Raw genomic sequence first — 12,760 nt, 5'->3', positions numbered from 1 at the left:
AAGTGATGAAAAAGAAGCCAGCAGGATCAAGACTGGTATCCTGCCGGCCCCCTGTTGCACCCGCCGAAACGGATGCTCCACATTCAGATTTTAAGGGAACGCTTCGCTCAATATGGGCGAAACCCTCCCGATACAAGGTCTGGAATGGTAGCAACGGATGTCGGTTGCGTCAATCGGCGCCCCGGTTTCCGATGTCCTTCACGACTCCAGCCTCATTCCTTCATTTTCGCCCAGCCTCGGAAGACGGGAGGACCGCCTGTCAGATCCGTCCTGCGACGCACTCGCCCCGGGAAAGAAAAATCCCCGGCTGGCCGGGGATTTTCGTGAGCCGTTCGACTAGTCCGCCAGGCCGCGACGAGAAACCTCGGCGAGGATACTGTCCACGACCTCTTCAATGCTCATCGAGGTGGAGTCCACCAGGATGGCGCCTTCGGCGGGCTTGAGCGGAGCCACGGCACGCTGGCTGTCACGCTCGTCGCGGGCGCTGATTTCCTCCGCCAGTTGCGCCTGATCGCTGTCGATACCCTTGCCCTTGAGCTGCAGGTAACGGCGACGGGCACGCTCTTCGGCCGACGCTGTCAGGAAGATCTTCAGCGGTGCGCTGGGGAAGACCACGGTACCCATGTCGCGGCCATCGGCGACAAGGCCGGGGGCTTCGAGGAAGGCGCGCTGGCGTTGCAGCAGCGCATCGCGCACCGCCGGTAGTGCGGCGACTTGCGAGGCGCCGGCGCCGACCTGCTCCGTACGGATGGTATCGGTGACATCTTCGCCTTCGAGGATGATGTGCTGACCCTGTCCGCCCTTGGCATGGGTGAACTGCACGTCCAGGTGTGCGGCGAGAACCTTGAGGGCTTCCTCATTGGTCAGGTCGATGCCGTGGTTACCGGCAGCGAACGCCAGCAGGCGATACAGCGCGCCGGAGTCCAGCAGGTTCCAGCCCAGGCGCTTGGCCAGCAGACCGGCGACGGTGCCCTTGCCCGAGCCGCTGGGGCCATCGATGGCGAGGACCGGCCATTCGCCGTTCATCAGTTTTTCTCCTCGGCGACGCGAATACCCGCGCCGGACGCCAGCCCGAGGAAGTTCGGGAAGGAGGTCGCGACGTTGGCGCAGTCGTGGATGCGGATAGGCGCACCGGCACGCAGGGAAGCCACGCTGAAGGACATGGCGATACGGTGGTCACCGTGGCTCCAGACTTCGCCGCCGCCGTAGCTGCCGCCGTCGATGATGATGCCGTCCGGGGTCGGCTCGCACTTCACGCCGAGGGCCAGCAGGCCGTCGGCCATGACCTGGATGCGGTCGGATTCCTTCACCCGCAGTTCTTCCGCGCCGCGCAGCACAGTGCGGCCGGAGGCAGAGGCGGCGGCAACGAAGAGCACGGGGAACTCGTCGATGGCCAGCGGCACCAGGTCTTCGGGGATGTCGATGCCTTTCAGCTGCGCCGAGCGCACGCGAATGTCGGCAACCGGTTCGCCACCCACTTCACGCTGGTTTTCCAGGGTGATGTCGGCCCCCATGAGCTTGAGGATGTCGATGACGCCGGTACGGGTCGGGTTGATGCCGACATGTTCCAGGGTCAGGTCGGAACCTTCGGCGATGCTCGCGGCAACCAGGAAGAAGGCGGCGGAGGAAATGTCGGCCGGGACTTCGATCGAGGTAGCAGTGAGCTTGTGGCCGGACTCGACGCGAGCGGTGGCGCCTTCGACGTCGACCGGGTAGCCGAAGCCGCGCAGCATGCGCTCGGTATGGTCGCGGGTCGGGGCCGGCTCGGTGGTGGAGGTTTCACCGGCTGCGTAGAGGCCGGCAAGCAGCAGGCAGGATTTCACCTGGGCGCTGGCCATGGGCATGTCGTAGTGCATGCCGGTGAGCTTCTGGCCACCACGGATGGTCAGCGGCGGACGGCCTTCGGGGCCAGTCTCGATCACTGCGCCCATCTCGCGCAGCGGCTTGGCGACGCGATTCATCGGGCGCTTGGACAGCGACGCATCGCCGGTCAGGGTGGTGTCGAACGGCTGGGCGGCCAGCAGGCCACTGAGCAGGCGCATGGAGGTGCCGGAGTTGCCCAGGTAGATCGGGCCGGGCGGCGTCTTCAAGCCATGCAGGCCGACGCCATGCACGGTCACGCGGCCGTGGTGCGGGCCTTCGATGACCACGCCCATGTCGCGGAAGGCCTGGATGGTGGCGAGGGCGTCTTCACCCTCGAGGAAACCTTGTACCTCGGTCGTGCCTTCGGCCAGCGAGCCGAGCATGATCGAGCGGTGGGAAATGGACTTGTCGCCCGGTACGCGAACACGTCCGGAGAGGCGGCCACCCGGCTGGGCCAGGAAAATCAGGTCATCGTTGTGCATGGCGTCCACATAGGCCCGGCGGGCCAGGATTTTGCTGAAATGCTCGCGGGCAACGCGGGCGCGGGTGAAAACACCCATCAGTTGTTGCCCGTCCCCATGGTCGACGGCCTCGCGCAGATCGTCGAGGTCGTCACGGAATACGTCGAGGATGCGCAGCACCGCCTCGCGGTTGGCAAGGAAGATGTCGTGCCACATCACCGGGTCGCTGCCGGCGATCCGCGTGAAATCGCGGAAGCCGCCAGCGGCATAACGGAAGATTTCCAGATTCTCACTGCGTTTGGCCAGCGAGTCGACCAGCGTGAAGGCCAGCAGGTGCGGCAGGTGGCTGGTGGCGGCGAGGACTTCGTCGTGATGCTCGACGGCCATCTGCTCGACATCAGCGCCCAACTCGCGCCAGAGGCTCTCGACGCACTGGATCGCGTCCGCGTCGGCATTATCCAGCGGGGTGAGGATGACTTTATGACGGCGGAACAATTTCGCGTTGGCCGCTTCCACCCCGCTCTGCTCGGAACCGGCGATGGGATGGCCGGGAACGAAGCGCGCCGGCATGCCACCGAACACGGCTTTCGCAGCGCGCACCACATTGCCCTTGGCGCTGCCCACGTCGGTGAGGATGGCATTGCCGATATCGAGGGTGGCGAGTTCGCCGAGGACCTTCTCCATGGCCAGGATCGGCACCGCAAGCTGGATCACGTCAGCCTCGCGGCAACCGGCAGCAAGGTTTTCCTCGCAGCGGTCGACCACTCCCAGTTCCACCGCCAGGCGGCGGGTTTGCGGGTCACGGTCGACGCCGACCACTTCCTCGAACAGGCCCTTTTCGCGGATGCCCTTGGCGAAGGAGCCGCCGATCAGGCCGAGCCCCACCACCACCAGGCGCTTGCGCTGAACAACTTCAGGCACGGGCAAGCACCTTGGCCAGCGCTTCGAGGAAGCGGGCGTTCTCGGCCGGCAGGCCGATGGAGATGCGCAGGTGCTGCGGCATGCCGTAGCCACCCACCGGACGGACGATCACGCCTTCGGCGAGCAGCGCCTGGTAGACAGGGCCGGCGTCACGCTTGAGGTCCACGGCGATGAAGTTGCCCTTGGAGGGAATCCATTGCAGGTCCAGGGCGCGCAGGCCGTTTTCCAGCTGCGCCATGCCTTCGTCGTTGATGCGCTTGCCTTGGGCTAGGTAGTCAGCATCGTCCAGCGCCGCACAGGCGGCGGCCAGGGCCAGGCTGTTGACGTTGAACGGCTGGCGAACGCGGTTGAGCACGTCGGCGACCTGCGCCGAGGAGATCGCGTAACCGACGCGCAGCGAGGCCAGGCCGTAGGCCTTGGAGAAGGTGCGGGAGACCAGCAGGTTCGGGTAGCGGGCCAGGTACTTCAAACCGTCCGGCAGTTCCTCGCCTTCGGCATACTCGATGTAGGCCTCGTCGAGCACCACGAGGACGCTCTCCGGCACCTGCGAGAGGAAGCGCTCCAGCGCGTCCGGGCCGAACCAGGTACCGGTGGGGTTGTTCGGGTTGGCGATGAAGACCACGCGGGTGTTGGCGTCGATGGCCGCCAGCATGGCTTCCAGGTCGTGGCCCCAGTCTTTCGCCGGCACGACCTTGCCCTGGGCGCCGACGGCCTGGGTGGAGATCGGGTAGACGGCGAAGGCGTACTGGCTGAACACGGCGTTCAGGCCAGGCGCCAGATAGGCGCGGGCGACCAGGTCGAGAATGTCGTTGGAGCCGTTGCCCAGGGTGACCTGCGCGGTGTCGACGCCGCAGCGGGCGGCCAGGCGGGACTTCAGCTCGAAGCCGTTGCCGTCGGGGTAGCGGGTCAGTTCGGCCAATTCGGCGCGAATGGCGTCGAGGACCTTGGGGCTCGGGCCCAGCGGGTTCTCATTGCTGGCCAGTTTGACGATGCCAGCGGGGTCGAGCTTCAGCTCGCGGGCCAGTTCATCGACCGGCTTGCCGGGAACGTAGGGAGAAAGTTTCTGCACGCCCGGCTGGGCCAGGGCAAGGAAATCACAGCTCATGGACATCTCTCTCGACTGGGGCCGCACAGACTGACTCGATATAGCCGGCGGCAGCCATGTAATCGCAGATACGGTCAACAGATTCCTCTACCGACAGCACGGACGTATCGATGCTCACGTGGGCGGCCAGCGGCGCCTCGAACGGAGAGTCGATGCCGGTGAACTCCTTGAGTTCGCCGGCTCGCGCTTTGCGGTAGAGCCCTTTGGGATCGCGCTCCTCGCACACTTTCAGCGGCGTGGAGACATGCACTTCCACGAAACGCTCGGGTAACAGCTTGCGAACTCTGTCGCGATCCGCACGAAACGGCGAAATGAACGCGGCGATGGTGATCAGGCCAGCATCCACCATCAGCGCCCCCACCTCCCCGACGCGGCGAATATTTTCACAGCGGTCTTCAGCGCTGAAGCCGAGGTCCCGATTCAAGCCCTGACGGAGATGATCGCCATCGAGCAGGTAGGTGTGCCGCCCGGACGCATGCAGTCGCTGCTCGAGGGCATCGGCCAGCGTCGACTTGCCGGAACCGCTCAGCCCAGTCAGCCAGACCAGGCAGGGGCGCTGGGCCTTGAGGCCGGCGCGCCCTGCACAATCGACCGTCTGCGACGGCCAATGGGCATTTCGCCCCATGTCAAAGCACGGCCTTGGGGTACGAACCCAGTACCTTCAGGGCAACGGCTTCGCTGTTGATCTTTTCCAACACGTCCTTGATCAGCGGGTCCTTGTGGTGGCCGACGAAGTCGATGAAGAACACGTAGGTCCACTTGCCGCTGCGCGACGGGCGGGTCTCGATGCGCGTCAGGTCAACACCGTTGCTGTGGAACGGCACCAACAGCTCGTGCAGCGCGCCCGGCTTGTTGCGCATGGAGACGATGATGGAAGTCTTGTCATCGCCCGTGGGCGGCACTTCCTGATTGCCGATCATGAGGAAGCGCGTGGAGTTGTCCGGGCGGTCCTCGATCTTCTCGTGCAGCTTGTCCAGGCCGTACAGGCTGGCCGCCATATCGCCGGCAATCGCAGCGCTGTTCCACTCGCTCTTCACCCGTTTGGCGGCGTCGGCATTGCTGGAAACCGCCACGCGCTCGACGTTCGGGTAGTGCGCATCCAGCCACTTCCGGCACTGGGCCAGGGACTGGGCGTGGGAATAGATGCGGGTGATGTTGTTGGTCTTGGTGTTCTCACCGACCAGCAGGTGGTGGTGGATACGCAGTTCCACCTCGCCGCAGATCACCAGGTCGTGCTCGAGGAAGCTGTCGAGGGTGTGGTTGACCGCGCCTTCGGTGGAGTTTTCCACAGGCACCACGCCGAAGTTCACCGCACCGGCGGCAACTTCGCGGAACACTTCGTCGATGGCCGCCATCGGCGTGCTGATCACCGCGTGGCCGAAGTGTTTGAGCGCGGCGGCCTGGGTAAAGGTGCCTTCCGGGCCGAGGTAGGCCACTTTCAGTGGCTGCTCCAGGGCCAGGCAGGAGGACATGATCTCGCGGAACAGACGAGCGACTTCCTCGTTGTCCAGCGGGCCCTTGTTCAGCTCCATGATGTGCTTGAGCACCCACGCCTCGCGCTCGGGCCGGTAGAACACCGGCTTCTCGCCTTCGGGCAGGGAGGCCAATTTCACGCGCGCCACGTCGGTGGCGCAGCGGGCGCGTTCGCTGATCAGCTCGAGGATCTTCTCGTCGAGGCTGTCGATGCGTACGCGCAACGCCTTGAGCTGGTCAGCGTCGCTCATCAGCCGTGCTCCTTCTCGAACTCGGCCATGTAGCCAACCAGGGCTTCGATGGCGTCCAGCCCCAGGGCGTTATAGATGGAGGCACGCATGCCGCCCACCGAACGGTGGCCCTTCAGGTTGAGCAAGCCGCGCGCGTCGGCACCGGCGAGGAAGGCCTTGTCGAGCTTCTCGTCGGCCAGGCGGAACGGCACGTTCATCCAGGAGCGGGCGCTGGGCTGGATCGGGTTGGTGTAGAAGTCGCTGCTGTCGATGAAGCCGTACAGCATGTCCTTCTTGGCGCGGTTGCGCTGTTCCATGGCGTCGACGCCGCCCTGCTCCTTCAGCCACTGGAAGACCAGGCCGGAGAGGTACCAGGAGTAGGTCGCCGGAGTGTTGTACATGGAGCCGTTATCGGCGGCGACCTTGTAGTTGAGCATGGTCGGGCAGATGCTGCGGGCGCGACCCAGCAGGTCTTCGCGCACGATCACGACCACCAGGCCGGACGGGCCGATGTTCTTCTGCGCGCCGGCGTAGATCAGGCCGAACTTCGACACGTCGATCGGGCGGGAGAGGATGTCCGAGGACATGTCCACCACCAGCGGGACGTCACCGACTTCCGGAATCCAGTCGAATTCCAGGCCGCCGATGGTCTCGTTGGACGCGTAGTGCAGGTAGGCCGCGTCCTTGGACAGGTTCCACTCGTTCTGGCCGGGGATTGCGAAGTAGTCGTACTTGGATGCGCTGGCGGCGACGTTGACGTTGCCGTAGCGACGAGCCTCTTCGATGGCCTTCTTCGACCAGATGCCGGTTTCCACGTAGTCCGCCACGCCGTCTTCGGGCAGCAGGTTCAGCGGAATCTCGGCGAACTGCTGGCTGGCGCCGCCCTGCAGGAACAGCACCTTGTAGTTCGACGGGATCGCCATCAGGTCGCGCAGGTCCTGCTCGGCCTTCTCGGCGATGGCCACGTAGTCGTCGCTACGATGGCTCATCTCCATGACCGACAGGCCCTTGCCCTGCCAATCCAGCAGCTCGGCGCGGGCGCGTTCCAGCACCTCGGTGGGAAGCGCCGCGGGACCGGCGCAGAAGTTAAAGGCTCGCTTGCTCACATCCACTCTCGCTATCAGTCTTCGCTGGCTTGCGGGGCTTCTTCAGCCGCGACTTCGCCTGCTTCTTGGTTCTCGTCCGCTACTTCACCTTCGACGATCTCGCCGTCGACGATCTCGCCTTCGATCTCTTCGCCTTCGACGACGGTCGGTTCCTGCACCCGCTCCAGGCCTACGACGGTTTCGTCAGCGGCCAGTTTGATGAGGATCACGCCCTGGGTGTTACGGCCAGCACCGCGAACTTCGTCGACACGGGTACGCACCAGGGTGCCCTGGTCGGAGATCAGCATGATCTCCTCGCCGTCCAGCACCTGCACGGCGCCTACCAGGTTGCCGTTACGCTCGTTGATCACCATGGCGATCACGCCCTGGCCACCACGACCGCGACGCGGGTAGTCGGCCAGCGGGGTGCGCTTGCCGTAACCACGCTCGGAGGCGCTGAGGATCTGCGCTTCACGGCACTCGGGGATCAGCATGGAAATGATCCGCTGGCCTTCGCCCAGGCGCATGCCGCGCACGCCACGGGCGTTACGGCCCATGATGCGCACCTTGCTTTCCTTGAAGCGGATCACCTTGCCGGCGTCGGAGAACATCATCACGTCCTTCGAACCGTCGGTGATGGCAGCGGCGATCAGCGAATCGCCCTCTTCCAGCTTCAGGGCGATCAGGCCGTTGGAACGCGGCTTGGTGAACTGGATCAGCGGGGTCTTCTTCACGGTGCCTTTCATGGTGGCCATGAAGATGTACGCGCCGGTCGGCTCGTCCTGGCTGAAGTCGGCGTCGTCGCCCTCTTCGCCTTCTTCGGCTTCCACCACTTCGGCGACCTGCTCGGCGACCACGTCGTCATCGTCGTTTTCGTCACCGGCGAACTGGGCGCGCACGGCTTCCAGGTCGATCTGCAGCATCGCGGTGATGCGCTCGCCTTCGTCCAGCGGCAGCAGGTTCACCAGCGGACGGCCACGGGCGGTACGCGAGGCTTCCGGGATCTCGAAGGTGCGCAGCCAGTAGACCTTGCCCTTGCTGGAGAACAGCAGCAGGGTGGCGTGGCTGTTAGCGACCAGCAGGTGTTCGATGTAGTCCTCGTCCTTCACACCACTGGCCGACTTGCCCTTGCCACCACGACGCTGGGCCTCGTAGGCGGCCAACGGCTGGGACTTGGCGTAGCCGCCATGGGAGATGGTGACCACGCGCTCTTCTTCGGTGATCAGGTCGGCGATGGTCAGGTCCATCTGCGACGCGACGATCTCGGTACGGCGGGCATCGCCGAACTCAGCCTTGACCTTCTCCAGCTCCTCGCGGATGACTTCCATCAGGCGCTCGGGGTTGGTCAGGATGCGGATCAGCTCGCCGATCAGGGTGAGGATTTCCTGGTACTCGGACAGGAGCTTCTCGTGCTCCAGGCCGGTCAGGCGGTGCAGGCGCAGTTCCAGGATGGCCTGGGCCTGCTCCGGCGACAGGTAGTACTTGCCTTCGCGCAGACCGTACTGCTCATCCAGGTCTTCCGGACGGCAGGAATCGGCGCCGGCGCGCTCGACCATGGCTTCCACGGCGCTGGATTCCCAGGCAGTGGCGATCAGGCGTTCCTTGGCTTCGGCCGGGGTCGGCGAAGTCTTGATCAGCTCGATCACCGGGTCGATGTTCGACAGGGCGACCGCCTGGCCTTCAAGGATGTGGCCGCGTTCGCGGGCCTTGCGCAGTTCGTAGACGGTCCGGCGGGTCACCACTTCACGGCGGTGGCGGACGAAGACCTCGAGCATGTCCTTGAGGTTCATCGTGCGCGGCTGGCCGTCGACCAGGGCCACCACGTTGATGCCGAAGACGCTCTGCAGCTGGGTCTGGGCGTAGAGGTTGTTCAGCACGACCTCGCCCACTTCGCCGCGGCGCAGCTCGATGACCACGCGCATGCCGTCCTTGTCGGACTCGTCGCGCAGCTCGGTGATGCCTTCGATCTTCTTCTCTTTCACCAGCTCGGCGATCTTCTCGATCAGGCGAGCCTTGTTCAGCTGGTAGGGCAGCTCGGTGATGATGATCTGCTGGCGATTGCCGCCCTTCTCCATGTCCTCGATGGTGGCGCGGGCACGGATATAGATGCGGCCCCGCCCGGTGCGGTAGGCCTCGATGATGCCCGCACGACCGTTGATGATGCCGGCGGTCGGGAAGTCCGGACCGGGGATGTACTGCATCAGGTCGTCGACGGACAGCTCGGGGTTGTCCATCAGCGCCAGGCAGCCGTCGATCACCTCGGTGAGGTTGTGCGGCGGGATGTTGGTCGCCATGCCCACGGCAATACCGCTGGAACCGTTGACCAGCAGGTTCGGGATCTTGGTCGGCATGACCGCCGGAATCTGCTCGGTGCCGTCGTAGTTGGGCACCCAGTCGACGGTTTCCTTGTCCAGGTCGGCCAGCAGCTCGTGGGCCAGCTTGGACATGCGCACTTCGGTGTATCGCATGGCCGCGGCGTTGTCGCCGTCCACCGAACCGAAGTTGCCCTGGCCGTCGACCAGCATGTAGCGCAGCGAGAAGGGCTGGGCCATGCGGACGATGGTGTCGTACACCGCGGTGTCGCCGTGCGGGTGGTACTTACCGATCACGTCACCGACCACACGGGCGGATTTCTTGTAGGGCTTGTTCCAGTCGTTGCCCAGTTCGCTCATGGCGTACAGGACGCGGCGGTGCACGGGCTTCAAGCCATCGCGTGCATCGGGCAGGGCACGACCGACGATCACGCTCATGGCGTAATCGAGGTAGGACTGTCGGAGTTCGTCTTCGATGTTGACCGGGAGGATTTCTTTGGCCAGTTCGCCCATGAGAAGCCTGGTTCCTTTTTCAAATGGGTCTCCGTCATGCCCGTCCTGGGCCTGGCGGAGCGCGGTGCGCTATCAAAGCGCCACCGACTCTCTACAAATCAACGACTTGGCCGTTGATCCGCGATGCTGTGGGGGCCGTAAAAATGCCCCATCAAGAACCGTCGGAGCTTACCACAAGCCAGGGTCAAACCCTACCCTCGCCCAAGCCCCTCGATGAATTGCCGCAGGCCCCGTCAATGCAGGCGCTTGCGGCTCATCAACTGGGCCATCCGCTCGGTGTCCGGACGCTCGACGACGCCGCGCTCGGTCACGATGGCATCGATCAGGTCCGCCGGGGTCACATCGAACACCGGGTTGTAGGCATCCACGTCAGCGGCGACACGTTTGCCGCCAATTTCCAGGAGTTCGCGACCGTCGCGCTCCTCGATCGGGATGTCCTCGCCACTTTCCAGCCCCATGTCGATGGTCGAGCTTGGAGCCACCACCATGAAGCGCACGCCGTGGTGCATGGCGGTGACCGCCAGCTGGTAGGTGCCGATCTTGTTGGCGACGTCGCCGTTGGCAGTGATGCGGTCAGCACCGACGATGACCCAGGTGATGCTTTCGGTCTTCATCAGGTGCGCCGCAGCGGCATCTGCGTTCAAGGTGACCGGCACGCCTTCGTTCGCCAGTTCCCAGGCGGTCAGACGCGCGCCCTGCAGCCAGGGGCGGGTTTCGTCGGCGTAGACGCGCTCGATCAGCCCTTCCAGGTGCGCCGCACGCAGCACGCCCAGCGCGGTGCCGAAGCCGCCGGTGGCCAGGGCGCCGGTATTGCAGTGAGTGAGGATCTTCTGCGGGCCGCCATGGTGCTTGCGGATCAGCTCCACGCCCAGTTGGGCCATGGTCAGGTTCGCCTCGCGGTCGCTTTCGTGGATCGCCACCGCCTCGGCTTCGAGCAGCGCCAGCGGGTCCTCGCCCGGCTTCAGGCGCTCCAGGCGGTCACGCATGCGGTTCAGCGCCCAGAACAGGTTGACCGCGGTGGGACGCGATTCGGCGAGCACGGTGAAATCTTCTTCCAGCGCCGTACGCCAGTCGCCGCCGGCGGCCAGGCGGGCGCGCAGGCCCAGTGCCAGACCATAGGCAGCGGCAATGCCGATGGCGGGCGCGCCGCGCACGACCATCTGGCGGATGGCCTCGGCCACGCCTTCGGCGGTCTCAAAGGACAGCCAGGTTTCCTCCAGCGGCAGCAGGCGCTGGTCCAGCAGTCGGAGTGTGCCCTTGCGCCAATCAATGGCCGTGACCCGTTCGGCCGCCAACAGTCGCTCACGCATGGAACACCTCTTCAATTCAATGGAATCGCGGGCCTTTCCCGGCCCCCAGGAATCTTCCCGCGCAGGCGGGTAAAAGCGCCGAGTATACCGAGCCTGCGGCGGTGGCGCTCGGCTATACTCGGGCGCTTTATTATCGCGCCCAGGATGCGCCATATGCCCACCACCAAAGTCCCGCTCGACCTGCTGCTCTTCCCCACCTGGATTGTCCCCGTGGAGCCCGCCGGCATCGTCCTGCGTGACCATGGCCTGGGCATCCGCGACGGTCGCATCGCCCTGCTCGCGCCGCGCGCCGAAGCGCTACGCCATCCGGCGGCGGAAACCCGCGAACTGCCGGGCATGCTGCTCTCCCCCGGCCTGATCAACGCCCACGGCCATGCGGCGATGAGCCTGTTCCGCGGCCTGGCGGACGACCTGGCATTGATGACCTGGCTGCAGGAGCACATCTGGCCGGCAGAAGCCAAGTGGGTCAGCGAGGACTTCGTCCGTGATGGCACGGAACTGGCCATCGCCGAGCAGCTCAAGGGCGGCATCACCTGCTTCTCCGACATGTATTTCCTGCCGCAGATAGCCTGCGAGGTGGTGCACAAGGCCGGCGTTCGCGCGCAGATCAGCGTGCCGGTACTGGATTTCCCGGTCCCCGGCGCCCGCGACGCCGACGACGCCATCCGCCAGGGCCTGGCACTGCGCGACGATCTCAAGCATCACCCGCGCATCAAGGTCGCCTTCGGCCCGCACGCGCCCTACACGGTCAGCGACGACAAGCTGGAAAACATCCTGATGCTCGCCGAGGAACTGGACGCCGGCATTCATATGCACGTCCATGAGACTGCCTTCGAAGTCCAGCAGGCGCTGGAGAAGCACGGCGAGCGCCCGCTGGCCCGCCTGCATCGCCTAGGGCTGCTCGGCCCGCGCTTCCAGGCCGTGCACATGACCCAGGTAAACGACGAAGACCTGGCCATGCTGGTGGAGACCAACAGTTCGGTGGTGCACTGCCCCGAATCCAACCTCAAGCTGGCCAGCGGCTTCTGCCCGGTGGAGCGCCTGTGGCAGGCCGGCGTCAACGTCGCCATCGGCACCGACGGCGCGGCCAGCAACAATGACCTCGACCTGCTCGGCGAAACCCGTACGGCCGCCCTGCTGGCGAAGGCCGTGGCCGGCCAGGCCACCGCGCTGGACGCCCACCGCGCCCTGCGCATGGCCACCCTGAACGGCGCCCGCGCGCTGGGCATGGAACAGGAGACCGGCAGTCTGGAGTTGGGCAAGGCGGCCGATATCACGGCCTTCGACCTTTCCGGACTGGCCCAGCAGCCGGTGTACGAGCCGGTTTCCCAGCTGATCTACGCCAGCGGCCGCGACTGCGTGCGCCACGTCTGGGTCGGCGGCAAGCAACTGCTCGAAGACGGCAAGCTCACTCGCCTGGACGAAGAGCGCCTGATCGCCGTAGCAGGCGAGTGGGGCAGGAAGATCGCCGGGGCCTGATAGAGACT

Annotated in this window: 9 protein-coding genes; 1 reads left to right on the top strand and 8 read right to left on the bottom strand. The window is 65.2% G+C overall.

Annotated elements, in window-relative coordinates; translation table 11 throughout:
* Positions 1–336: 336 nt before the first annotated feature.
* The 8 genes from cmk to mtnA all read right to left on the bottom strand — a co-directional run bounded on the left by cmk (position 337) and on the right by mtnA (position 11,273).
* Complete coding sequence (gene cmk / locus A6723_RS11965; protein ID WP_024767051.1) at positions 337–1,026, bottom strand: (d)CMP kinase; 690 nt, start codon at positions 1,024–1,026, stop codon at positions 337–339.
* Positions 1,026–3,245, bottom strand: a complete 2,220-nt coding sequence (locus A6723_RS11960; protein WP_054907222.1) for a bifunctional prephenate dehydrogenase/3-phosphoshikimate 1-carboxyvinyltransferase — start codon at positions 3,243–3,245, stop codon at positions 1,026–1,028. The genes cmk and A6723_RS11960 overlap by 1 nt, the downstream gene beginning before the upstream one ends.
* Positions 3,238–4,350: a histidinol-phosphate transaminase gene (hisC, locus tag A6723_RS11955; RefSeq protein WP_054907221.1), complete on the bottom strand. Its 1,113-nt coding sequence runs from the start codon at positions 4,348–4,350 to the stop codon at positions 3,238–3,240. Before hisC ends, A6723_RS11960 begins: the two co-directional genes overlap by 8 nt.
* Positions 4,340–4,975 (bottom strand): adenylyl-sulfate kinase, encoded by a 636-nt coding sequence (gene cysC, locus A6723_RS11950; RefSeq protein WP_054907220.1) that lies wholly within the window; start codon positions 4,973–4,975, stop codon positions 4,340–4,342. Before cysC ends, hisC begins: the two co-directional genes overlap by 11 nt.
* A gap of 1 nt (position 4,976) precedes the next feature.
* A complete protein-coding gene (gene pheA / locus A6723_RS11945) occupies positions 4,977–6,074 on the bottom strand; it encodes a prephenate dehydratase (protein ID WP_054907219.1) in 1,098 nt (365 codons plus the stop codon).
* Positions 6,074–7,159 carry a 3-phosphoserine/phosphohydroxythreonine transaminase gene (gene serC, locus A6723_RS11940; protein ID WP_054907218.1) on the bottom strand — a complete coding sequence of 362 codons (1,086 nt, stop codon included), beginning with the start codon at positions 7,157–7,159 and terminating at the stop codon, positions 6,074–6,076. Before serC ends, pheA begins: the two co-directional genes overlap by 1 nt.
* Before the next feature lie 14 nt (positions 7,160–7,173).
* On the bottom strand, positions 7,174–9,963 hold the full coding sequence (gene gyrA / locus A6723_RS11935) for a DNA gyrase subunit A (protein ID WP_054907217.1): 2,790 nt from the start codon (positions 9,961–9,963) through the stop codon (positions 7,174–7,176).
* Between the two features lie 233 nt (positions 9,964–10,196).
* A complete protein-coding gene (gene mtnA / locus A6723_RS11930) occupies positions 10,197–11,273 on the bottom strand; it encodes an S-methyl-5-thioribose-1-phosphate isomerase (protein WP_054907216.1) in 1,077 nt (358 codons plus the stop codon).
* Positions 11,274–11,426: 153 nt separating this feature from the next.
* Between mtnA and A6723_RS11925 the strand changes: the two genes are divergently transcribed.
* Positions 11,427–12,752, top strand: a complete 1,326-nt coding sequence (locus tag A6723_RS11925) for a TRZ/ATZ family hydrolase (protein WP_054907215.1) — start codon at positions 11,427–11,429, stop codon at positions 12,750–12,752.
* The last annotated feature ends 8 nt before the right edge of the window (positions 12,753–12,760 follow it).

This window comes from Pseudomonas sp. AU11447, assembly GCF_001672555.2.
In the GTDB taxonomy this organism is placed as follows: domain Bacteria; phylum Pseudomonadota; class Gammaproteobacteria; order Pseudomonadales; family Pseudomonadaceae; genus Pseudomonas; species Pseudomonas nitroreducens.
The sequence above is the reverse complement of the archived record's forward strand: the minus strand, read 5'-3'. Positions and strand labels throughout refer to the sequence as shown.

What these genes read in the sequence shown, in the direction of transcription:
- cmk (WP_024767051.1), bottom strand. Translation starts at nt 1,026, where the DNA reads ATGAACGGCGAATGGCCGGTCCTCGCCATCGATGGCCCCAGCGGCTCG.
- gyrA (WP_054907217.1), bottom strand. Translation starts at nt 9,963, where the DNA reads ATGGGCGAACTGGCCAAAGAAATCCTCCCGGTCAACATCGAAGACGAA.
- cysC (WP_054907220.1), bottom strand. Translation starts at nt 4,975, where the DNA reads ATGGGGCGAAATGCCCATTGGCCGTCGCAGACGGTCGATTGTGCAGGG.
- pheA (WP_054907219.1), bottom strand. Translation starts at nt 6,074, where the DNA reads ATGAGCGACGCTGACCAGCTCAAGGCGTTGCGCGTACGCATCGACAGC.
- A6723_RS11925 (WP_054907215.1), top strand. Translation starts at nt 11,427, where the DNA reads ATGCCCACCACCAAAGTCCCGCTCGACCTGCTGCTCTTCCCCACCTGG.
- mtnA (WP_054907216.1), bottom strand. Translation starts at nt 11,273, where the DNA reads ATGCGTGAGCGACTGTTGGCGGCCGAACGGGTCACGGCCATTGATTGG.
- hisC (WP_054907221.1), bottom strand. Translation starts at nt 4,350, where the DNA reads ATGAGCTGTGATTTCCTTGCCCTGGCCCAGCCGGGCGTGCAGAAACTT.